Origin of the sequence: Paenibacillus physcomitrellae (genome assembly GCF_002240225.1) — a bacterium.
Lineage (GTDB): Bacteria > Bacillota > Bacilli > Paenibacillales > Paenibacillaceae > Fontibacillus > Fontibacillus physcomitrellae.
This window is the reverse complement of sequence record NZ_CP022584.1, coordinates 846955-868683: the sequence shown is the minus strand read 5'-3', so window position 1 is coordinate 868683 and position 21729 is coordinate 846955. Positions and strand designations below refer to the sequence as shown.

The 21729-nt window shown below is 49.1% G+C and carries 19 protein-coding genes; 14 read left to right on the top strand and 5 right to left on the bottom strand.

Annotated elements, in window-relative coordinates; translation table 11 throughout:
• Positions 1 to 239 precede the first annotated feature (239 nt).
• Together CBE73_RS03915 and CBE73_RS03910 are read right to left on the bottom strand one after the other, a co-directional pair.
• A complete protein-coding gene (locus CBE73_RS03915) occupies positions 240 to 1001 on the bottom strand; it encodes an HAD family hydrolase (protein ID WP_244905525.1) in 762 nt (253 codons plus the stop codon).
• Positions 1002 to 1064: 63 nt separating this feature from the next.
• A complete protein-coding gene (locus CBE73_RS03910; RefSeq protein ID WP_094093087.1) occupies positions 1065 to 1994 on the bottom strand; it encodes an ArsR/SmtB family transcription factor in 930 nt (309 codons plus the stop codon).
• A gap of 181 nt (positions 1995 to 2175) precedes the next feature.
• Between CBE73_RS03910 and CBE73_RS03905 the strand changes: the two genes are divergently transcribed.
• From CBE73_RS03905 to CBE73_RS03880, 6 genes are all read left to right on the top strand, one after another.
• Positions 2176 to 3384 (top strand): MFS transporter, encoded by a 1209-nt coding sequence (locus CBE73_RS03905; RefSeq protein ID WP_094093086.1) that lies wholly within the window; start codon positions 2176 to 2178, stop codon positions 3382 to 3384.
• Positions 3385 to 3498: 114 nt separating this feature from the next.
• Positions 3499 to 4224 carry a phosphonate ABC transporter ATP-binding protein gene (locus CBE73_RS03900; protein ID WP_094093085.1) on the top strand — a complete coding sequence of 242 codons (726 nt, stop codon included), beginning with the start codon at positions 3499 to 3501 and terminating at the stop codon, positions 4222 to 4224.
• 1 nt (position 4225) lies between these two features.
• The gene (locus tag CBE73_RS03895) at positions 4226 to 5491 is read left to right on the top strand and encodes an FG-GAP repeat domain-containing protein (RefSeq protein WP_094093084.1); all 1266 of its coding nucleotides are present in this window, start codon (positions 4226 to 4228) and stop codon (positions 5489 to 5491) included.
• Positions 5492 to 5566: 75 nt separating this feature from the next.
• The gene (locus CBE73_RS03890) at positions 5567 to 6265 is read left to right on the top strand and encodes a response regulator transcription factor (protein ID WP_068695441.1); all 699 of its coding nucleotides are present in this window, start codon (positions 5567 to 5569) and stop codon (positions 6263 to 6265) included.
• Positions 6262 to 7761, top strand: a complete 1500-nt coding sequence (locus CBE73_RS03885) for a HAMP domain-containing sensor histidine kinase (RefSeq protein WP_094093083.1) — start codon at positions 6262 to 6264, stop codon at positions 7759 to 7761. The genes CBE73_RS03890 and CBE73_RS03885 overlap by 4 nt, the downstream gene beginning before the upstream one ends.
• Before the next feature lie 51 nt (positions 7762 to 7812).
• Positions 7813 to 8406 (top strand): GNAT family N-acetyltransferase, encoded by a 594-nt coding sequence (locus CBE73_RS03880; RefSeq protein WP_094093082.1) that lies wholly within the window; start codon positions 7813 to 7815, stop codon positions 8404 to 8406.
• 45 nt (positions 8407 to 8451) lie between these two features.
• On the opposite strand, the gene CBE73_RS03875 is transcribed toward CBE73_RS03880, so the two are convergent.
• Positions 8452 to 9669, bottom strand: coding sequence for a glucose-1-phosphate adenylyltransferase (locus tag CBE73_RS03875; RefSeq protein WP_094093081.1), 1218 nt, complete (start codon positions 9667 to 9669; stop codon positions 8452 to 8454).
• 180 nt (positions 9670 to 9849) lie between these two features.
• Here CBE73_RS03875 and glgB point away from each other — a divergent pair, with 180 nt between their 5' ends.
• Positions 9850 to 11844 (top strand): 1,4-alpha-glucan branching protein GlgB, encoded by a 1995-nt coding sequence (gene glgB, locus CBE73_RS03870; protein WP_244905524.1) that lies wholly within the window; start codon positions 9850 to 9852, stop codon positions 11842 to 11844.
• Entirely contained in the window at positions 11841 to 13295 is a 1455-nt protein-coding gene (gene glgA, locus CBE73_RS03865) for a glycogen synthase GlgA (RefSeq protein WP_094093079.1), read from the top strand. Before glgB ends, glgA begins: the two co-directional genes overlap by 4 nt.
• 199 nt (positions 13296 to 13494) lie before the next feature.
• Here glgA and CBE73_RS03860 read toward each other — a convergent pair whose 3' ends face one another.
• Positions 13495 to 15243: an alpha-glycosidase gene (locus CBE73_RS03860; RefSeq protein WP_094093078.1), complete on the bottom strand. Its 1749-nt coding sequence runs from the start codon at positions 15241 to 15243 to the stop codon at positions 13495 to 13497.
• A gap of 246 nt (positions 15244 to 15489) precedes the next feature.
• Here CBE73_RS03860 and CBE73_RS03855 point away from each other — a divergent pair, with 246 nt between their 5' ends.
• The 4 genes from CBE73_RS03855 to CBE73_RS03840 all read left to right on the top strand — a co-directional run bounded on the left by CBE73_RS03855 (position 15490) and on the right by CBE73_RS03840 (position 18931).
• Positions 15490 to 16365 (top strand): transporter substrate-binding domain-containing protein, encoded by an 876-nt coding sequence (locus CBE73_RS03855; protein ID WP_094093077.1) that lies wholly within the window; start codon positions 15490 to 15492, stop codon positions 16363 to 16365.
• Positions 16366 to 16501: 136 nt separating this feature from the next.
• On the top strand, positions 16502 to 17164 hold the full coding sequence (locus CBE73_RS03850; RefSeq protein ID WP_094093076.1) for an amino acid ABC transporter permease: 663 nt from the start codon (positions 16502 to 16504) through the stop codon (positions 17162 to 17164).
• Entirely contained in the window at positions 17151 to 17873 is a 723-nt protein-coding gene (locus CBE73_RS03845) for an amino acid ABC transporter ATP-binding protein (protein WP_094093075.1), read from the top strand. The genes CBE73_RS03850 and CBE73_RS03845 overlap by 14 nt, the downstream gene beginning before the upstream one ends.
• A 353-nt stretch (positions 17874 to 18226) precedes the next feature.
• Positions 18227 to 18931, top strand: a complete 705-nt coding sequence (locus CBE73_RS03840; protein WP_229752502.1) for a 3D domain-containing protein — start codon at positions 18227 to 18229, stop codon at positions 18929 to 18931.
• A 91-nt stretch (positions 18932 to 19022) separates the two neighbouring features.
• Here the strand turns inward: CBE73_RS03840 and CBE73_RS03835 are convergent, their stop codons facing one another.
• Positions 19023 to 19865: a polysaccharide deacetylase family protein gene (locus tag CBE73_RS03835; protein WP_094093074.1), complete on the bottom strand. Its 843-nt coding sequence runs from the start codon at positions 19863 to 19865 to the stop codon at positions 19023 to 19025.
• A 222-nt stretch (positions 19866 to 20087) separates the two neighbouring features.
• Here CBE73_RS03835 and CBE73_RS03830 point away from each other — a divergent pair, with 222 nt between their 5' ends.
• Both CBE73_RS03830 and CBE73_RS03825 read left to right on the top strand, forming a co-directional pair.
• A complete protein-coding gene (locus CBE73_RS03830; protein WP_094093073.1) occupies positions 20088 to 20786 on the top strand; it encodes a dihydroorotate dehydrogenase electron transfer subunit in 699 nt (232 codons plus the stop codon).
• A complete protein-coding gene (locus tag CBE73_RS03825; RefSeq protein WP_094093072.1) occupies positions 20783 to 21715 on the top strand; it encodes a dihydroorotate dehydrogenase in 933 nt (310 codons plus the stop codon). Before CBE73_RS03830 ends, CBE73_RS03825 begins: the two co-directional genes overlap by 4 nt.
• Positions 21716 to 21729: the final 14 nt, after the last annotated feature.

Here is a 21729-nt window from a genome sequence, read left to right as displayed (position 1 = left end):
GCTGTTGTCACGGATCATGGATCAAGCAACATACGAAGCGCACAATGCAAACCAAGCGCGAGAAGCGCATGAGGCAAACGATGCCCACAAAGCCACAAAGCTACAAAACACACAAGCTGTCCATCCCGAATGGGGCAGGCAGCTTGTGTGTTTCTCTCAGCTGATTATTAAATTAGCATCCGCCAGAACTCTATTCGGTAATGAAGAATTCCTAACGCAGACATAACGGAAACGGACCCTTAAAGGGTCCGTTTATGTTTGATGGCGATATTCTCGGCAATGACTTCCGGCACTTGCTCCAAGGAAGTAATGGTGTACATGGTTGTGTCTTTGGCCGGTTTTAATTCGATAATGTTATACACCCATTCGTCCGGCTGTTTTAAATAAATGCAGTTGATGCCTGCTTTGATGGCCGGTTCGATATCGGTACGGAGACTGTTGCCGATCATCCAGGTCCGGCTGCGGTCAAACGAGTGGGTGGACAGTATTTCCTCCAGTGCCTCTACATTTTTATGCTGCCGGATATAGATCCGGTCTTCGAAATAAACATCAAGTTTCATCTGGTCGATCTTGCGCTGCTGGATCGCAGTTTCGCCGCCTGTATAGAGGTACAAGTCGTGCCCCTGGGCTTTAAGCACATCCAACGTTTCGATCATGCCGGGATAAGGTTCAACAAGCTGCTCGTACACGCTTGAGCCAAGTTTGGTAATTCGCGCTTCTTCAATCTGACTGACCCGGTGGCCGAGCAGTGTTGCGAAATACCGGTACGTTTCAACCATGGATTCCGGAAAATGATGGCTGGCAAAGCCTACCTGTTGGACGCCGGCTACGTCGATCTCGACTTGTTTGGCCCGAATCTCTTCCGCAGTCAGCTGATCTTTGCCGAGCAGGGTGCGAAGCAGGCGGGTGAACTCATCCAGAACGGCTTCAAAATATTTGTTGCAATAAATCAGTGTGTCATCTAAATCAAATATAATGTGCTGATGTAAACGCGGGTTCATTGTCATAGTGATATTGCTCCTTTACTGCCTCAGTTGCTCCTAAGTTGTCTGATCATTTGTTTATTATACCTGAATATAAGATTCAAGAAAAATCTGGAGATCCGCTATTCCGTCTTCACGCAGGCTGTAAGTTTCGTGCTGATTCTCCTGCTGGTTGACTTCCAGATGGATGTGCAGCAAACCGGCGACCCGGAGCCGCATCAGGTGATGAGTCAGCTGATCGGACAGCTCGGGCAAACGTTCTTTCATTTCTGAAAGCGAAAGCGGACCACATTCGGAAATGAACCGGAGCAGGTTCAGCCGCTTTGGATCGGCGAGCGCCCGGGTAAGACGAAGCAGAATGTTCGGAGGCTGTCCTTCTTTTTCCGGAAAATCTACCGGGTACTGCAGCATCAACAATCGGTCAAAGAAACAATATGTATTTAAAGGTCTAAGATGAAGCGTTGGCAGCAGAACAACCTCTTCGATAGGAAGGTGTTCGCCAACCAGAATACCACTGGTGGAAATCTCGATTAAATCAACGGGCTCCATTTTGCTTTCCAGGGTCTTCTTCTCAAGAGCGTCTTCCCGCAAATAGTGTTCGTGCTCTTGTTCTATATGTTTAAAATATCGTTCATACCAAATGCGCAGAAGCGGGATATACCGGGTTCGGACAAACTCGATGGTGTCAGGTTTCAGATTGGGCATCAGCTTCAAAACCTGACCGTGAACGTCCTCGGCGTCCCCATGCTCCAGATAATCCAGAAAATCAGGGATTCGCATCTTCGGCTTCCTCTGAACGGCCCAGCCCAGCAGAAGGTCCACATTCCCAAAGGGCCAGCCCGAGACTTCATCAAGCAGCTCAGCTTCCTGACGGGTCAGTTTGGCTCTTGATTCCGCCACCCACTCATGTCCCAGGTCCAGATTGTTGATCCAGCGGGAGCTGCTGTAAATGATAAAGCTGTTCAGGAATTCGTAGATCGAAGATACGTCCACCCTTACTTTGTAGGACATAATCTATGTACCTCCCAGGATGAATGGATTCGATTGGTGATTTATTTCCATTATGGCTTGTTCATTTCAAGCTTGTCCACTATAATGTTTAAGTTTGATGGATTTTTGCCTTACGGTCGGCTAACAGCTGGTTAAAGGCCGCTTTGGCGTGGCTGTGTTTAGAAAAAATGGAGGTTAAGCAATGTCATCAAGGTTTTCAGCCATCAGGTCCCGTTTTGGTCAAGGGGGAGAGTCTTACGGACCAATTGCGATTCTGATTTCAGTCGTAGTCGTAGCAGGATTAAGTCAAGGCTTGCTGCTTCCGGTTTTATCTATCTTTATGGAACAGAGAGGGATTCCCTCCTCAGTTAACGGCTTTCATGCCGCGGCTTTATATATAGGATCGTTTGCTATGTCGGTCATGGCAGAGCGTTTATTAAAGGCTTCCGGATTTAAAAAGCTCCTGATAGGCGGTTTGATCGCCGTCACCGCTGCGCTTCCTTTATTCCCGCTGACCTCAAACCTGTCGCTTTGGTTTGTGCTCCGCTTAATCGTCGGGATGGGGGACAGCGCCATCAATTTTGCGGCCCAGCTGTGGCTGCTGCTGGTGACGCCGCCGAACCAGCGTGGAAGGATCATCTCGCTTTACGGCATGTTCTACGGACTGGGCTTCAGCTTTGGTCCGCTTGGCATCAAGCTGCTGCATTTTGGCCATATGGCTCCGTTTATCGTTTTGTCCGGCCTGTTCCTTGCTTTGGTGCTGGTTATTATATACAGACTCAAGGATACTCATCCTCTCCGCCAGGAGGCCCATGAGGAGAAGGGAGGCAGAAGATACGCCACGGTATATGCGATGGCCTGGTTTGCGCTGATTCCTGCCTTGCTGTACGGCTATATGGAAGCGGGCATGAGCGGCACTTTCCCGATATATGGCCTGCGGATCGGCCTCGATTCGGGAGAGATTTCGACGCTGCTGCCCTTCTTCGGGATCGGCGGCCTGATTCTTCAGCTGCCGCTTGGGCTGCTCAGTGACCGGATCGGACGGAAAAAGGTGCTGATGGCCGCCGGGCTCCTCGGCGGTCTGCTGTTCTTTGCCGTTCCGCTTAGCGGGGCCTCCTTCTGGCCGCTGCTTATTATTTTTATGCTGGCCGGAGGGCTGGTCAGTTCGTTCTTCTCTTTGGGGCTGGCTTTTGCAGCGGACATTCTGCCCCGTGCCTCGCTGCCGGCTGCCAACGTGGTCGCTTCGTTCCATTTTAACGCAGGAAGTATGGTTGGCCCTAACATCAGCGGCGCGCTGATGGAAACAGGGCTTACGAGCGCGCTGTTCCTGCTGCTGGGCTCGGGATATATTTTGTTTGCCTTATCCGGGTTCCTGTTCAAAAGCAGCTCGTCTAAAAGTAATACGAGATAAAAGTAACAAAGCTGAAACTCCCTGAAACGCTTTCAAGCTGGATTTTATGTTCCGTTTCCCCTACACTAAAGGTTAGGGAGTACCGGTTGTCAAAAGTCAAAAGGAGATTAGTCGATGTATAAAGTTACAGGGTTGACCAAACATATGTCTTCAGAAGGAAAAACCATTCTCGATCATATTTCCATGGAATTCGGGGAAGGGGAAATGATCGGTATCGTCGGGCCGAGCGGCAGCGGTAAAAGTACTTTGCTGCGCTGTCTGGCTCTGCGCACCCGCTGGAATGAAGGCACTTATACCTCCCAGGGGGAGAGCTTGATTTCCGAAAGCGGCCGCGCTTCTATGAAAAATAAATCCCAGTTCGCTTATCTCGAACAGAATCCCCAGCTGAATCCGAACAAAACGGCTCACAAGAATGTGCTGATTGGCCAGGCCGGCCAGACGCCATGGTGGCGCCGCTTGACCGGTGCTGTCCGTTCCGACGATTATATGGGAGCGATGGACGAGCTGGAGCGGTTTGGTCTGCTGGATAAAGCAAAGGTTCCGGCAGGCAAGCTGAGCGGTGGAGAGAAGCAGCGTATCGCGATCTGCATGGCGCTTGTCCACGGCGCATCTGTCATTACGGCCGATGAACCGGTGGTTGGACTTGATCCTCATTCTGCCGATCGTGTGCTTCAAACGCTGAAATCGATTTGCCAGGAGCAGGGGAAAACGGTAATAGCGGCGCTGCCGATTGAATTGGCTGAACGATGGTGTACCCGAATCTGGGGTGTCGCCGAAGGCAAGCTGGTGCTTGATGTGGCAGGCAGAAGATTAACAAGCAGCGAGAAGAAGCTGATTTAGCATGGAAAGAGTGATGCGGTTGAAAGGCAGAAACAGACTGGGCCTCTTGCTCGTATGTCTTCTAATGTTTGTCCTGAGCGGCTGTAATCTTGATTTTGATCCCAAAGCCTCCATGAAGGCTCCGCAGCTCACTTCCGACAATGAGTCGCTAAAGAGCGTGGTCAACCAATATCTGGCTCAGCTGCCCAGCGGCGGAACTTTGATACGTCCAAACGACGATGGCACGACCAGTTTAATCCGGGTTGTGGATTTGAACAACGATGGACATAATGAAGCGCTTATTTTCTATGAAACACCGGACGATCCCGTGCCGATTCACGGCGTTGTATTCGTCAACAATAACGGGACCTGGTCCCCTAAGGCAAAGATCGACGGAGAAGGGCAGGTTCTTGAATCGTTAAGGCTGGCCGATTTGACTAACGATGGAAAGATCGATATTATTGCCGGCTATTCAAGCGGTGAGCAGCAGGTACAGAAGGGGCTGTCTGTCTATTCTTTCACTGACGGCAAACTGGAGAAAATTCTGGTAGAGCTTCCTTACACGTATTATGTGGTTAACGATTTGAATGCGGACGGCAAAACGGACCTGTCCATCGTATATTTCAAGAAAAACGAGTTCTCTAACGTAACAACCTATCAATATGACGGGAAGTCCTTCGAGCAGCTCGATCAGCTGGATCTCGATTCCAACATTAACGGCTACTACAATATGGTGACTGGTAAAATAGCATCCGGCGGTGAACAGGGAATCATGCTTGATGTTTCATTAAACGCCGCAGGAAATTCATCTTATACCTTAGTAATCACCATGAAGAGCGGCAAGCTGCTTCAAGTGCTTGGCCAGGATCAAACCTACAAGGATGACCGTATTCCGAGTGGTGATGTGAATGGAGACGGTATTCTGGAATACGGGCTGCTTCAGAAGCCTGCAGGCTGGGACGGCTTCTCTCTGGAAGATATCCCTTGGTTGTATAATTATTATCAGGTGGATTCTGAAGGAAAGCCGGTATGGGAAGAATTCCTGGGTCTGCCGATTCCGACGGATCTGATTGGCAAGGTAACGATCGATACAAAGTCGATCAAGAATCAATACATTAAGTTTGTAAGAACGGACAACGGGCACACGGTGCTTGAAGTCAAATATTTCACCTTATCCCAATGGGATCGGAACAAAGCAGACTGGAAGCTGCTTGAACGCACCACCGACCGGGTGATCGGATACAGGGGGCTCAACACAAATGCCAAGACCGGCTGGGTTGAACAATAGACCGCTTAGAGATAATACGAACGGGACAATCGGCTAAGGACAATAGAATAGACTGGAGAGGAAGGGTTAACGGCTGTGAGTAAAGTATTGATATTGGAAGATGAAGAATCGATCCGCAGTTTTATCGTCATCAATCTGAAACGCAACGGATTTGATGTCCTGGAGGCGGCGGATGGCTATGAGGCGTTAAGCAAGCTGACTACGGTTCCGGACATTGACATCGCCTTGCTCGATGTCATGGTTCCGGGCATTGACGGGTTTGAAGTGTGCCGGAGAGTCCGGGAGACGAACGAACGGATCGGCATTATTTTTCTGACGGCCAAAGTGCAGGAGCAGGACAAGGTGTATGCCTTGTCTGTAGGCGCGGATGACCATGTCAGCAAGCCGTTCAGTCCAACCGAGCTGATTGCGAGAATTCATTCGCTGCTGCGGCGGGTGAACGTTTACCGGGAAAGCAGCGCCAAAGTATCGTTCACGTCGGGACCTTTTTCACTGGATCTGATCTCCAAGCAGTTTAAGAAAAACGGGCAGCTGCTGGAGCTGACGCCGACTGAATTTTCGCTTATTCAATATTTCCTCGAGCAGGAGAATACGCCGCTTAGCCGCGATGTGCTGCTCGATCATGTTTGGGGCAAGGATTATATGGGCGATCCAAAGATTGTGGACGTCAATATCCGCCGGCTCCGGCAGAAAATCGAAAGCAATCCATCCGAGCCTGAATACCTGCAGACGGTATGGGGTCACGGCTACAAATGGAAAGGCGATAGTAAATGATCAAAAAAGGCATCGGCCGCCAGATCGTTATGCATTATTTCATCGTGGTGTTTGTGACACTGCTGCTTGTTGAAGTGATCTTTATGTTTGCGATCCGGTCTTATTATTACAACAGCATAAGCACTCATTTAGAGAATTACGCGGCCTGGGCTTCGGATTATTTCCAGAAATATGTCAAGCAGAATGAAGAAGACGAGCTGAGTTATTTGCCGGACATGATCCAGACCTTTAAGCTGGTGAATACCGAGGTTGAGATCGTGAACGGAGACGGTGTGGTGCTGACGAACAGCACCGATTTCCAGGTCGACAGGCCGGTACAGACCAGCGATGTGGTGCAGGCAAGGGCCGGGAACATCAGCAAATGGATCGGCAGGCAGCCGGGAACCGGAGAACTGGTTATGGCAGTCTCCAGCCCGCTGAAGGTCAACGGTACGAATAAATTTATCATCCGCTATGTGACCTCGCTGGAGCTGGTGAATGAGAAGCTGATGAATATTACGCTGCTGTCGATCGTCGTTGGGGTGATCGTTCTGGCGGTCGTGCTTCTGTTCAGCATGGGACTCGCCAATTCCATTGTGAAGCCGATCAATAATATCCAGGCCGTTTCTTCCCAAATGGCTAAGGGGAATTTTGACGTCAGGGTTAAGGGCGACTATGCTTACGAGCTTGGTGAGCTGGCCGCCACCCTAAACTTTATGGCCCAGGAGATTGTGCGGAGCAATCAGATCAAAGACGATTTCATTTCTTCGATTTCTCATGAGCTGCGGACGCCGCTGACCGGCATTAAAGGCTGGAGCGAGACGTTGACCATGGGCGGCTTCGATAAGGAAGAAACTGAGATCGGAATGAAGATCATTTCCAAAGAAACGGATCGTCTGATTGGTCTGGTGGAGGAAATGCTCGACTTCAGCAAGCTGCAGCAGAATGAGATGAAGCTGGTCATCGGAAGTGTTAACATCACCGAGCTGCTGCAGGAGATTATGCTGAATGTCTGGGCTAAAGCCGAGCAGAAGCAAATTCATCTGAAGCTGGAAGGGGAAACCGAGCAGCCTGTGATGGTGTCCGGGGATGCCAACCGGCTGAAGCAGGTTTTCCTGAATATCGTGGATAACGCGATCAAATTCTCGCATGAGAATTCGATCATTTACCTGTTGGTGTCCAAAGCAGAAGAGACGGCGGCCATCAGCGTGAAGGATACCGGGATCGGGATCAGTGAAGAGAATCTGCGCCGCGTCAAGGATCGTTTCTTCCAGGTGAATCATCAAGGCGGCGGAACCGGGCTTGGCCTGGCCATTACCCAGCAGCTCGTCGAGCTCCATAAAGGGACCATTAACATGGAAAGCGAGCTGGGCACAGGGACAACGGTTCAAGTGACGCTGCCGCTTATGAAGGCAGACTCGGAGCATCCTGATGGATCCGGTGATTCGGCTGGTTCTGCTGATGCTGATAATATCGTCAGTGCTGAGGAATCGGCGCGGGCAGCCAAAGACATCTAAATTCATCTAAATACATCTAAATACAATGCCGGAAACGGAGGGAGACGGGGGATGTCTTCTAAACAGAAGTTTGATTTGATTACGGCCTCCGCCAGATTTTTCACCTTGGTCCAGGCATCTTCCGACAGCGTGGACAACGTCCGCAAGCTGCTGATTGAAGCAGCCGAGTGGATGCAGGAGAAGGGGATTAACCAATGGAGACCCGAGCAGTTTACGGAAGACGAGGTTCGGTCATATTTCAGCAGACGAATTGTGTATATCGCATTCGACGGGGAGAAACCGGCAGGAATGTTTACCCTGCAGTCCTCGGACCCTGGTTATTGGAAGTCCATGGATGATCCGAATTATTATTATTTACACCGTTTGACGGTCAGCGTGCCTTACCGGCATTGTGGTCTGGGGCAGTCCTTCCTGGACTGGACAATGGACAAAACGGTCAAAGACGGCAAGAAGGGTTTGAGACTCGACTGCAGAAGGAACAATGAGGTGCTGAACCTGTATTATCAGAATCAAGGCTTTGCGTATATGGGGATTTCTGAACAACAAGATCATTTTGCCAATCTGTATGAACGACCAGTACCAGTAACAACCGAACAAGATACTCGCAGAGATGCTTGTACGACAAAAAAAGCCGGCTCTTTATAGCCCGGCTTTTTTTGTGCTAATATATAGGTGTTTCCATATAGGAAATTAAGAGGACATTCCTCCAGCGCGCAGCGCCGTATTGTCATAAACTTCTTTGAGCAATCTCGAAGACTGGGAACGGACGGCTGGTTTGGCCAGCACCGTTTCACCCGGACCGATCACAACGACTTGATCCGGAGTGCCTTTGATAATGGCTCCATCTTTGATCATGGCGCCTTCACCAATAATGGCACATTCCACAAGCACGTTTCGTCCGATTTGTACGTTCGGCATGACTACGCTGTCTTTCACTTTCGTAAATCTGCCGATCGCGGTGCCGCCGAAGACAACGGATCTTTCTGCATAACCTTCCAGCGCGCAGTTGTCGTGAATCATCGAGCTTTTCGCAGGAATACCGCTGTGCTTGGATGTTTTCAAATCGGATGCCGACTCATTCGTATACATCGGCCATGCCTCTTTGTGAAGCTTCCAATCGCTTTCTTCGCAAAGCAGATCCATATGGGCTTCCCATAAGCTGCCGACCGTACCTACGTCTCTCCAATATCCTTTAAATGGATAAGCCTGCAGGGTTGCTTCACCTGCCAGCATTTTAGGAATTACGTCTTTACCAAAGTCATGACTCGACTTATCGTCTGAGGCGTCTTCGATCAAATGCTGTTTCAGATAACTCCACTTGAACAAATAAATGCCCATGGAAGCCAGATTGCTTTGCGGTTTCTCGGGTTTCTCTGCAAACTCCGTTATTCTATATTGATCGTCCGTCACCATAACGCCGAAACGGTGTGCTTCCTCCCAAGGAACAGGCATCACGGAAATGGTGGCAGGAGCTCCTGATTTCAAATGGGCTTCAAGCATTTGACGGTAGTCCATATGATAAATATGGTCGCCGGACAGAACCAGCACGTTTTCCGGATTTTGACGGTCGATGTATTCCATATTTTTATAAATGGCATCAGCTGTTCCTAAATATTCATCCGAACCGGTTTGATAAGAAGGGAGTAAAGCGATACCTCCATTTTCCTTGGTTCCAAGGCCCCAGGCAGTTCCGTCTCCGATGTGATTGTGCAGCGAATCAGCTTCATATTGGGTTAATACGCCGATTGTATCAATGCCGGAATTGACGCAGTTGCTGAGAGGAAAATCGATAATTCGATAACGGCTGCCGAACGGCACCGCCGGTTTTGCTTGACTTGAGGTGAGCGGAGACAGTCTGCGGCCCTCTCCTCCCGCAAGTAGCATGGCAATGCATTGTTTATTACTCATGTCGTTTCCCTCCCGAATTTGTTTAGGTCAGTGTAGTACATAAATAAACGAGATATACTGATGTTGAAACCATTTTACTTTGGAATGATTTGAAAAATTACAAAAACAATGACAATTTGTTCCTTTTCCTTTTCAATATTTATGAATAAGGGTAATAAAGAACATATATCATCTTTAAATATGGAGATTGGATGTGATGAGGTGTCGGACATGGCCGCAGATAACCACGCAGTAGCGATTTCACCACAAGATATTTATTTGTTCCGCGAAGGAACTTTATATCGCAGCTATCGTTCGCTCGGAGCTCATCTGACCGTTGAAAATGGACTCAGCGGGGTTCGTTTCACCGTTTGGGCACCGCATGCACGCCATGTTGGAATTGCTTCAGATTGGAACGGTTGGAGGGGAGAGAACGACTCTTTATATAAGATACCCGAATCGGGTTTTTGGAGTCGTTTTTTCCCAGGAATCGTCCAAGGAACATTTTACAAGTATGAAATTACAGGTCCGGATGGAAGGGTCTTTCTTAAAGCAGATCCCTATGCCTTCCACGCTGAAGTAAGGCCGAATACGGCATCTGTGGTGGCATCCATAGACGGTTACCGATGGGGAGACGGCGCCTGGAGGCGCAAAAACCGCATTCCCTACAGGAAGCCGCTGAATATTTATGAAATGCATTTCGGAACCTGGCGCCAGAAAGCAGACGGTGAATTTTATACGTACCGGGAAATGGCTGATTTATTGATTCCTTACGTCAAGGAAATGGGATACACCCACATTGAAATTATGCCGCTGACCGAACATCCTTATGACTTGTCCTGGGGCTACCAGGCAACTGGATATTTTGCGCCGACCAGCCGGTATGGCAAACCCGAGGATTTGATGTATTTCGTGGATCAGTGCCACCAGAACGATATCGGAGTGTTGCTGGACTGGGTGCCTGGACATTTTGCAAGAGACGATCATGGTTTGAGACTGTTTGATGGAACCCCGCTGTTTGAGTACAGTGATCCGCTGAAGGCGGACAAACCCGGCTGGGGAACGCTAAGCTTTGATTTCAGCAAGCCGGAAGTCCGTTCTTTTCTGATATCAAGTGCGCTTTATTGGATGGATATGTACCATTTTGACGGTCTTAGAGTGGATGCGGTAACCAGCATGCTGAGATTGGATTTTGAAAAAAGCGAAGGTCAATACCGGCTGAACGAATTCGGCGGCACCGACAACCTGGAGGCGATCCAGTTTCTGAAGGAACTGAATCAGGCTGTAGCCCGGCATTATCCGCATGCTTTAATGATGGCGGAAGAATCCAGCGCCTGGCCGATGGTGACCCGGAGCGTTGAAGAAGGCGGACTCGGTTTTAATTACAAATGGAACATGGGCTGGATGAACGATACGCTGGGTTATGTGGAGACCCCTTTCTGGGATCGGCCTTCCAAACATAATCTGCTGACCTTTCCAATCGTTTATGCTTATTCCGAGAACTATACGCTTCCGCTTTCGCATGACGAGGTTGTCCACGGTAAGAAGTCGCTGCTGGATAAAATGCCGGGGTCTTATGAAGAGAAATTTGCAGGGCTTCGTGTGCTTCTTGCTTACCAGCTGACTTCTCCGGGCAAGAAACTGCTGTTTATGGGCGGAGAGTTTGGTCAGTTTATTGAATGGAAAGACCAGGACCAGCTGGACTGGTTCCTGCTGGATTACGATTCCCACCGGCTGATGCTGGAGTATACGAAAGCTTTGAATCATTTTTATATGCGGGAAAATGCGCTTTGGGAGCACGACCATGGCATGGACGGCTATCAATGGCTGACACCGCACGATGCCGGGCAGAGTGTCATTGCTTTTATGCGAAAAGGGAAAAAAAGCGGAGACACGCTGCTCGTCGTTATCAATTTCCAGCCGGTGTACCGCGAGCGATACCGGATCGGTGTACCTAAAGCCGGTGTTTATAAGGAGATTTTCAGCAGCGAAGATACCCACTTCGGAGGCGGCGGAACGCCCAACGGCAGCCCGCTAACGGCTGAAAAGATCGAGTGGCATGATCAGATCCATAGCATCGAGCTGAAGCTGCCGCCGTTAAGCGTGACGATTTGGAAAAGAACAGCCTCCGCTGCGGTCGGCAAACCTAAACTTAAAAGCAAATCAGCCCATTCAAAGGAGAGAGCGGTCAAATGAAGATATGTTTTGCAGCAGCAGAAGGAACCCCTTTTGTCAAAACGGGCGGACTTGCCGACGTAATCGGTGCATTGCCCAAAGCTTTATTAAAGGAAGGACATGATGTCCGTCTGATCATGCCTAAACACAAAATGATACCGGACAGCTTTAAGCAGGACATGGTCCATGTAGGAACAACAAGTGTTTATGTAGGCTGGCGGGAGAAATATTGCGGTGTAGAGATGCTGACCTACGAAGGGATCAAGGTTTATTTCATCGATAACGAAGACTATTTCGCGAGGGAAGGGATTTACGGGTACGGTGATGACGGAGAGCGTTTTGCCTACTTCAGCAGAGCTGTGCTGGATATTCTTCCGGTCATTGATTTCCAGCCTGATGTGATTCATGTGCACGATTGGCATACAGGACCTGTTCCGCTGCTGCTTCGCCATCATTATGGACTTAATCCTTTCTATGCAGACATCAAGACGGTATTTACCGTACATAATTTGCTTTATCAAGGGATATTTCCTTATGAAGTATTGGGGGATCTGCTGGGGCTGCCGAACAGCTATTTTACGCCGGAGGGAGTGGAATATTACGGCAACGTGAATTACATGAAAGCCGGACTGGTGTTTGCGGATCATGTTACTACGGTTAGTCCGACCTATGCGCAGGAAATCCAGACATCCTTCTACGGGTACGGACTTGACGGACTGCTGCGCTCCATCAGCGGGCGGTTATCCGGCATCGTCAACGGTATTGATACCAAGCTGTATAATCCTGCTACGGATAAAGCTTTGCCGGTTACCTATCGCAGCAATCTGACCAAGAAACGTGAAAACAAGGCTAAGCTGCAGGAAGAACTGGGTCTTCCAGTTGCTCCGGATATACCGCTGCTCAGCATGGTGACACGTTTGGTTGAGCCCAAAGGACTGGATTTGGTTCTTCGTATTCTGGATGAGCTGCTTTATTTTGATGACGTCCAGATCGTGGTCCTCGGCACAGGGGATCCTGCATATGAACAGTGGTTCCGTGAAGCGGCCTATCGTCAGCCTCAAAAGTTGTCCGCCCAAATCCGGTTTGACGACAGTCTGTCGCGTCGGATCTATGCGGGGTCTGACATGTTCCTGATGCCATCCAAATTCGAACCGTGTGGGATCAGTCAACTGCTGGCACTCCGTTACGGCAGCATTCCTATTGTCCGTGAAACAGGAGGGCTTAACGATACCGTCAAGGCCTATAATGAGTTCGAGGGTGAAGGAAACGGGTTTACGTTCACCCATTACAATGCCCATGATTTGCTTTATACGATCCGCCGGGCGATTCAATTTTACCATCAGCCTGAGCATTGGAAGAAAATCGTCAAAAACGCCTTCTCCGGCGATTACAGCTGGAGTGTATCGGCAGGCGAATATGCGGAGATTTATCGGCAGATTAGCGGGTTTGAAGCAGCAGCGGGCGAAGAGTGAAGAGCAAGAACGAGAACAAACCAGTTAACTTTTAATAAATTAGTTAAAATACAAGCCCGATCAGCCGAACCGCTGATCGGGCTTTGCTTTTTATTCAGATGCAAGCCAAACAGCACCAAACGGCTTGCGCTGTAAAATTCATGCTGCCGTTTGATGATGCTGCTTAATTCAAAACATTTAATTCCATAAGTCTGTCTGCTCAAGGCTTGATCTTGCGGTACAAAATACGATACCCAAACGGATCAAGCCCAACATTCATCATCCCGTTACTGGGTTTCACGGTTTCGCCGGTTAAGGCATCCCGCCAATCACTAGTCTCCATAGGGTGGCTGAGCACCTGGTATTCAGGAGTGTTGTTCATCCAAATCGTAAAATGGGTGTGATGATCCGCCCGCTCGTAGATGATGCACGGATTGTCAGGCTCGGCCTGCAGGAAGCGGAAGCGGCCTTTGCGCAGGGCGTCATATTTTTTGCGAAGATCAATCATCAGCTTGTAGAAGTCGAAAAGTTCCCGGTCCTGCTGGCTCGTGTCCCACTGCATCGGTTTGCGGCAATCGGGATCGCCTTCGCCGGACAGCCCGATTTCATCGCCATAGAAGATGCACGGTGTGCCGATATACGTGAACAAGAAGACAACGGACAGCTTTAGCTTTCTTTTGTCCAATCCAAGCCGGGTCAACAGCCGGGGAGTATCGTGACTGCAAAGCATATTAAAGATGACTTCGTTCGTCTGCTGGGGATAACGCATCAACAGGGAACCCATGGAGTTGGCAAAGCTGTACCCGTCCATCCCCCCGTTAAAGAACTCAAGCACTTTATCCGAGAAAGGATAGTTCATTACCGAGTCAAACTGGTCACCTTGAAGCCAAGTCAAGGAGTCGCTCCACACTTCGCCGACGATATAGGCCTCCGGATTGGCGCTCTTGACGACCTTACGGAAATCCCGCCAGAAATGGTGGTCAATTTCATCGGCTACATCCAGCCTCCAGCCGTCCAGCTCGACTTCGCGAATCCAATAATCGGCGACGCCCAGCAGGTACTTTTTAACTTCGGGGTTGGAGGTGTTAAATTTGGGCATATTAGCATAAAAACCAAACGTTTCATAGGTGGGGATGCCATCCCGAATTTCAAGCGGAAATTCACGGACGTGAAACCAGTCCCGGTAAGGGGATTGATCCCCTTTGGCCAGTACGTCCTGGAAAGGCGGGAACTGCTCGCTGCAGTGGTTGAACACCGCATCCAGCATGACCCGGATTCCGCGCTCATGACAGGCCTTGACGACATCCTTCAGCAGCTGGTTATCGCCGAAGTGGGGGTCAACCTGCTTGTAATCGACGATATCGTATTTGTGGTAAGAAGGGGAGGTAAACAGAGGAGTAAAATACACCGCATTAATACCCAATTCGGTTAAATAGTCCAGCTGATCAAGAACCCCCTGCAAATCTCCTCCATAAAAGTTATCGATCTGCGGCTGATCACCCCAATCAGCGGTCTGCTCCGGGTCATTGGAAGGATCGCCGTTCGCGAAGCGCTCGGGCATAATTTGATAGAACACAGCTTTCTTAGCCCATTCCGGGACTTTTAAGACGTCGATTTCATGCAGGTAAGCAATTTCATAATTGCCTCCGGGCGGATAAGGGGGGCAGCCATGCAAACCTTTATCATTGGCAAAGACGGTTTCATCCCCCGACACCAGTTTAAATAAATAAGATAAACGCTTGAATTTGGGGTGCACTTCGATCTCCCAATAGTCGAACAGATCGTCATGGGCCGCTTTCTCCATGGCCAATTCTTCAAAGGTGCCGTCCCAATTGTATTTGTCTCCTGTCCAAACCAGTACCTGATCTACATCGTCCCGTTTGGTCTGCACACGCAAATGGATCGTTTCGGGATCATATGCATAGGCCCATTTATCCCTTGAAACATGATAAAAAGCTTCCAGCTGCATCTGATCACCTCCAGTAAGAGTAGCCAATTATTAACCAAGGAGCAGGTTGTTTGAAACAAATTTGCAGCTTATATATGCTGAATTTGAACACCTTATTTCCATAGAATGTAACTTGACATGAAAATGTGAAACTAATTTGCATAAAATCCTTTGCATAACTATGCAACTTGTCCTATAATTAGTCCTGCTGTACAAAACACTTAAGGTTTTTGTAACACTAAATTATTCATTAGGAGAGAGACTAACATGAAGAAAAAATGGGGATTCCTCACCATCTGTCTGCTGCTGACTACCATGATGCTTGCAGCATGCGGACAAAATAATAACAACTCGGGCGCAGGCGCCAGCACAAATACAGGAAGCGGAAATGCCAGCACGGCTCCAGCCGATAACGCCGGAAATACGGCAGGCAGCGGCACTGGCGGAAAGCTGATTCTTGGCACAAGCGCCGACTATCCACCGTTTGAATTTCACATTAAAGGTTCGGACGGGAACGACCAGATCGTAGGTATTGATATCAATATCGCAAGCGAAATTGCCAAGGATATGAATGCTGAGCTTGAAATTAAAGACATGCAATTCTCCTCACTCCTGAATGAGCTGAGCAGCGGACGTGTAGATCTTGTTATTTCCGGTCTTAGTCCTAAACCAGAACGTGCCGAGCAGGTAGACTTGTCTAATATTTATTATCAGGCCGAGCAGTCGATCGTAGTTCCTGAAGGCGACAAAGACAAATATGCCACAATGGAATCGCTGGAAGGCAAATCAATTGGTGTGCAAACCGGCTCGATCCAGGAAGACATTGCGAAAGGGATCAAAGGCGCAAAGCTGACTTCCCTGGCCAAAATCTCCGACATTATTATGCAGCTGAAATCCGGACGTGTGGATGCGGCCGTTATTGAAACTCCGGTAGCTGAGTCTTATCTGAAAAAGGTTGAAGGACTGGCGATTACCGCTGCTAAACCGACAGCAGAAGAGGACGGCTATGTCATTGGCGTGAAGAAAGGCAACACGGACTTGATGAACAAAGTAAATGCCACGCTGGATCGTCTGAAGCAAGAAGGAAAGATCGATCAGTTCGTCACTGACGCCAATGAGCTTGCGGATCAGCAAACCAACTAATCGCTAATAAGTTGATGGATCAAAAACTGCAGAAAATAGCGTGATCACGCTATTTTCTGTTTTTTTGCGAGAAGCGCAAGCGCAAGTGCAAGTCACCTCAGGGGATTGGTTTGAAACAAAGAAAGGAAGGGAACGAATGAAAATATTTGAAATCTTTTGGGAATATCGCGATTACTTCCTGAAGGGATTGGAATTTACGCTCCTTTTGGCCGCCATTTCGGTGGTTGGCGGTTTTATCGTGGGTATTCTCATTTCGTTGCTCAGGATGTCACGCTGGTCGATCCTGCGTTTTATCGGGACGGCTTGGGTAGAAATCCTTCGGGGCACGCCGATGATCGTGCAGCTCTTTATCGTCCACTACGGATTGGCAACCACTTTTAATATCAAATTTACCGCTTTTGAATCGGGCTCTATTACACTCATTCTGAACAGCTCTGCTTATTTGGCGGAAATTTTCCGTGCGGGTATTCAGGGGGTGGACAAGGGGCAGACGGAAGCAGCCCGTTCTTTGGGCATGACCGGCGGCATGACGATGCGATACATTGTTTTGCCTCAGGCTCTAAAGAGTGTTCTACCGGCTATCGGCAACGAATTCGTGACGATTATTAAAGAATCCTCCATCGTATATGTTATTGGCATGGCTGAAATGATGTATCAAACCAACATGATTATTTCGATGACTTATGATGCCATGACGCCTTACTTGGTAGTAGCTATCATGTATTTCATCTTGACGTTTACGTTGTCCAAGATCCTTAATATGTTCGAAAGGAAGCTGAGTAACCGTGATAAACGTTAACCAATTAACTAAAAACTTCGGCCAGCTTCAAATTCTGAAAGGCATTGACCTCGAAATCGGCAAAGGGGAAGTGGTTGTGCTGATTGGCCCAAGCGGATCGGGCAAAAGTACCTTCCTGCGCTGCTTGAACCTGCTCGAGGTGCCGACGTCCGGCGAGATCCGGTTTGAAGGGCAGCTGATTACCGACAAGAATTATGACATCAACAAAGCCCGTGAGAAGATGGGCATGGTGTTCCAGCATTTCAATTTGTTCCCGCACAAGTCCGTGATGGAGAATATCCTGCTGGCTCCAGTCAAAGTGAAGAAGAAAAACAAAGCTGAAGCAGAACAACATGCCATGGAGCTGCTCAAAACGGTCGGGCTTGAAGCTAAAAAGGATGCTTATCCTTCCCAATTGTCAGGCGGACAGAAACAGCGAATCGCGATCGCCCGTGCACTGGCGATGGAGCCGCATGTGATGCTGTTTGACGAACCAACCTCGGCGCTGGATCCGGAAATGGTCGGCGAAGTGCTCGATGTCATGAAGAGCCTGGCCGAAAAAGGCATGACCATGGTTATCGTCACCCATGAGATGGGCTTTGCGCGTGAAGTCGGGGACCGCATTTTGTTTATGGACGGCGGCGTTATTTTGGAGCAGGGATCTCCGGAAGAACTGTTCGGAAGTCCTAAACAAGAACGGACCCGCGATTTCCTCGGTAAAGTGTTGTAATAGGCTCGCAGCCGGCTGGCTGGTTAAAAAGTTGTTACAAAGTTAGCTTAGATATAATGCGGAATGTATGTAGTGTGTATATATGTGTATGAATAAATCGTGAGGGGTCCTGAAAAGGGCCTCTTTTTTATATTTTTAAATTTAAATAGATATTTTAAGCTGGATTAGATAGAGTTTTAAACGAAAAATAGTTTACATAATTTTATTTATTGTTACCCTTATAGAGTGAGTGTATCAAAATGGTAACAATTGCTTGCTCGCTGGTTACAAAATTGTGATATATTACTCTATGTCTTACTGACGAAGCCAGAGCAGGCCGGTATAGGCCACTGACTAAGGAGGAAATACATACTATGACTATTAAATCTATGTTAAAGAGTAAACGGAAATCCTTGATTGGGAAAACAACGGCGCTGGTGATCGGCCTCTCCCTTTCGCTGCAGCTAGTGCCTGCTGCTTTTGCAGCGAATTATACGGCCAAAGAAGGCGATACTTTCTATCTCTTGTCCAAACGTTATGGCACAACGGTAACGGCTTTGATGAACGCGAATCCTACTGTTAAAGCTACTAATATCTATGAAGGCTTGAAACTGACAATTCCGGGCCAGGAAAAAGCCGCCTCAACGCCGAAGGCTTCTGCTGCAACTCCCGCCAAGGTCATTAGTGCCGACGCAAACGCACTGAAGGTAATGTCGAGCAGCAAGGTGGTCCAAGCTTGGGGGAAAACTTTCAACTATTCGAAGACTCTTAACGTGAAAGCTACTGCCTATTCTTCCGCAGCGGATGAGAATGGAAAATGGGGTGCGGTAGATTATTTCGGTAATCCGCTTGAATTAGGCACGATTGCTGTAGATCCAAACGTAATCCCTATGGGCACCAAGGTGCTGGTTACCGGTCATAGTTTTGCCGGCTTTCTGCCGAAGTACGCTTTTGTAGCCACTGCTACGGACCAGGGCGGCGCGATTAAAGGCAACCGGATCGACATTTTTGTACCAGGTTCGAAGAAAGATGTCAGCCAGTTCGGTATCCAGGATATCAAGCTGTTTGTCCTGAAATAAACAACTACCTCTGATCTGAAGATATGATAAACAAGGTCAAATCGGCACTCTGCCGGTTTGGCCTTGTTTTTTGCTGCTGTCAGCTCGCAGATCAGAGCCGGAAAGGATAGGGAAGAACCTCTTGAGAGGCTCTGTATTCCGGTGTATGAAGCAGTTCGGGAACGGTCACAAACTGGTAGCCGCGGGCCTTCAGCTCGTCGATGATGACCGGCAGAGCTTCTATGGTTCCGCTTAAATCGGAGCCGACGCCCCCTCCGGCATGTTGAAGTACAATCGAGCCGGGACCGGCATGATCCAGCACATTGCGTATGACTTTTTCTTTGCGGATTCCTTTCCAGTCTTCCGAATCAACATTCCAATTAACGATTTTGTAACCGCCTCGCCGCGCCCATCTAACCTGCTCTTCGTTGATTTCACCGTAGGGCGGGCGGATAAGCAGCGGCTTTTGTCCGTTGATCTTCTCCAGCACCTGTTCAGTACGCTCGATCTCAAGTTTGAATTCTTTCATGCTCAAGTCTTTAAGTACGGGATGGCTGTACGAATGGTTGCCGATCGCATGGCCTTGCTTCTGGATCATCCGGACCAGGGCTGGATGTTTCTTGGCCCGGCTGCCAACCACAAAGAAAGTGGCTTTGACCTTTTTTTCTTTGAGGACATTTAATATTTGCGGGGTAAATCTCGGATCAGGCACATCGTCAAACGTCAAAGCGATTTGTTTGGCCGAGCGTGAGCCTTTGAATTTGAAGGTGTCTGCATATTTGCGTCTTAACTCGGCGAGGGAAAGGGTATGTACTTCATTTTGATGAAAAGAAGGAGTATCCTGCTTTTTACCTGATTCCCGGGAATCCTGGGAAGGCTCTTGCCCCGAGACAGGGACGGCGATAACGGTCAATAACACAAGGAGCATGATGGCGGCAAGACGGGAGTGGTACATGGCCTATTCCTCCTAAATTTCAGGTTATTGTTGGTATGCCCTGTTCTTCAATAATTATCCGGTCATTGTTCCTATCATTGGATTGGTCATGGATTAGACCATGATTGGATCAAGGGTTTGGTGATCGTTCGAAGCGGTGGACTCCGTTGTGACGTATTTCACAGAATAACCCGTCCAAAACAGGCATCGTTAAAACAATAGCAGAACCAAAAGGGGGAACTTATGGCTACAGCGTTGATTCTGGACAATATTCAGGTAAGCCCGGGGATCTTTCTCATGACTGTGCAATCCGGTATGGGCGGCAGACCGGGACAATTTTATATGCTTAGAAGCTGGCGTAATTCGCCTTTGTTATCCCGGCCGATCAGCATTTATGACGTGGAGGATGAGCGGGTTCAATTCTTGTACCAGGTGGCGGGAGAAGGAACAAGGATATGGTCCAGGCTAAGGGCAGGCGACGAAATCGGGGTGGAGGGACCGTACGGCAACGGATTCCCGGAGCCTTCTGGACGACTTGCCTTTGTTGGCGGAGGAATCGGCCTGGCGCCGTTTAATTATGCACTAAAACATTGGCCGGGAGCTGATGTGTACTTGGGTTTCAGCCATGAGGCTTACCTTGTCAGGGAATTTGAGCGGTTAAGCCCAAAGGTAATTATAGATATAGGCGGATATATTACAGACCGGATCGATTTGGCCGAATATGATCAGGTTTGGGTCTGCGGCCCGGAGCCCATGATGCTGGCGATGCAGCGTTTGAATGCCTCGGCAGGAACTAGAGGGAAGGTTTATGTGTCCCTGGAGAACCGGATGGCCTGCGGCATTGGCGCTTGTCTGGTTTGCAGTATCCGAACGAGCGAAGGACGGAAGAAAGCCTGTTCGGATGGTCCTGTTTTTCCAGTTGAGGAGGTGGTGTTTGAATGATCGATACAGCCTGCAGAATCGCTGATGTGGTGTTCAAGAATCCGATTGTGATGGCGTCCGGGACGTTTGGTTTTGGCCGGGAATATGCCCGTTACTATGATCTGAGCAAGCTGGGTGGTTTGTCCGGTAAAGGACTGACCCTGCATCCAAAGGAAGGGAACAGTGGTCTTCGGGTGTGGGAGACCTCCTCCGGTCTGCTGAATAGCGTTGGTTTGGAGAATCCGGGGATTGAACGTTTCTTGGCCGAGGAGGCGCCATTTTGGGAACCGCTGAATACGGTGAGAATCGTCAATTTAGGCGGTCATTCATATGCGGAATATGAGGAGGGAGCAGCCCTGCTCGAAGCTTATTCGTTAAGAAGCCGTGTGAGGGGACAAGCGGCTTATGACTTGATAGAGCTGAACATCTCCTGTCCGAACGTCAAAGAAGGAGGTATGGCCTACGGCATTCATACGGAGACGGCCCGCGAGGTGGTCAAGCTTGTCCGCCGGGCGACCACACTGCCGCTGGTGGTCAAGCTTTCGCCGAACGCTCACGATCTGGTTGGCATGGCCGCCATGTGCGAGGAAGAAGGAGCTGACGGGCTGTCATTGGTGAATACGTTCTCCGCGATGAAAATTGATATTCGAAAACGCAGAAGCGTCTTTCAAAACAAATACGCCGGTTTATCAGGGCCCGCCATTAAACCGATCGCGCTGCGCATGGTCCATGAGGTGTGTCAGGCGATTTCGATTCCGGTGATGGGAATGGGAGGCATCAGCTCGGCCGAGGATGTTATTGAATTCATTATGGCCGGCGCAGAGACGGTGCAGATCGGCACGCATAATTTTGTTCATCTGCGGGCGGGAGAAGAGCTGGCAGCCGGTCTGGAGGCGTTTATGCGTCTGGAAGGTATCCGCTCCTTGGCTGAAATACGCGGAATTGTTTAACGTCAGGTTAGCGT

What these genes read in the sequence shown, in the direction of transcription:
- CBE73_RS03915 (WP_244905525.1), bottom strand. Translation starts at nt 1,001, where the DNA reads ATGAACCCGCGTTTACATCAGCACATTATATTTGATTTAGATGACACA.
- CBE73_RS03910 (WP_094093087.1), bottom strand. Translation starts at nt 1,994, where the DNA reads ATGTCCTACAAAGTAAGGGTGGACGTATCTTCGATCTACGAATTCCTG.
- CBE73_RS03905 (WP_094093086.1), top strand. Translation starts at nt 2,176, where the DNA reads ATGTCATCAAGGTTTTCAGCCATCAGGTCCCGTTTTGGTCAAGGGGGA.
- CBE73_RS03900 (WP_094093085.1), top strand. Translation starts at nt 3,499, where the DNA reads ATGTATAAAGTTACAGGGTTGACCAAACATATGTCTTCAGAAGGAAAA.
- CBE73_RS03895 (WP_094093084.1), top strand. Translation starts at nt 4,226, where the DNA reads ATGGAAAGAGTGATGCGGTTGAAAGGCAGAAACAGACTGGGCCTCTTG.
- CBE73_RS03885 (WP_094093083.1), top strand. Translation starts at nt 6,262, where the DNA reads ATGATCAAAAAAGGCATCGGCCGCCAGATCGTTATGCATTATTTCATC.
- CBE73_RS03880 (WP_094093082.1), top strand. Translation starts at nt 7,813, where the DNA reads ATGTCTTCTAAACAGAAGTTTGATTTGATTACGGCCTCCGCCAGATTT.
- CBE73_RS03875 (WP_094093081.1), bottom strand. Translation starts at nt 9,669, where the DNA reads ATGAGTAATAAACAATGCATTGCCATGCTACTTGCGGGAGGAGAGGGC.
- glgB (WP_244905524.1), top strand. Translation starts at nt 9,850, where the DNA reads ATGGAGATTGGATGTGATGAGGTGTCGGACATGGCCGCAGATAACCAC.
- glgA (WP_094093079.1), top strand. Translation starts at nt 11,841, where the DNA reads ATGAAGATATGTTTTGCAGCAGCAGAAGGAACCCCTTTTGTCAAAACG.
- CBE73_RS03860 (WP_094093078.1), bottom strand. Translation starts at nt 15,243, where the DNA reads ATGCAGCTGGAAGCTTTTTATCATGTTTCAAGGGATAAATGGGCCTAT.
- CBE73_RS03855 (WP_094093077.1), top strand. Translation starts at nt 15,490, where the DNA reads ATGAAGAAAAAATGGGGATTCCTCACCATCTGTCTGCTGCTGACTACC.
- CBE73_RS03850 (WP_094093076.1), top strand. Translation starts at nt 16,502, where the DNA reads ATGAAAATATTTGAAATCTTTTGGGAATATCGCGATTACTTCCTGAAG.
- CBE73_RS03840 (WP_229752502.1), top strand. Translation starts at nt 18,227, where the DNA reads ATGACTATTAAATCTATGTTAAAGAGTAAACGGAAATCCTTGATTGGG.
- CBE73_RS03835 (WP_094093074.1), bottom strand. Translation starts at nt 19,865, where the DNA reads ATGTACCACTCCCGTCTTGCCGCCATCATGCTCCTTGTGTTATTGACC.
- CBE73_RS03830 (WP_094093073.1), top strand. Translation starts at nt 20,088, where the DNA reads ATGGCTACAGCGTTGATTCTGGACAATATTCAGGTAAGCCCGGGGATC.
- CBE73_RS03825 (WP_094093072.1), top strand. Translation starts at nt 20,783, where the DNA reads ATGATCGATACAGCCTGCAGAATCGCTGATGTGGTGTTCAAGAATCCG.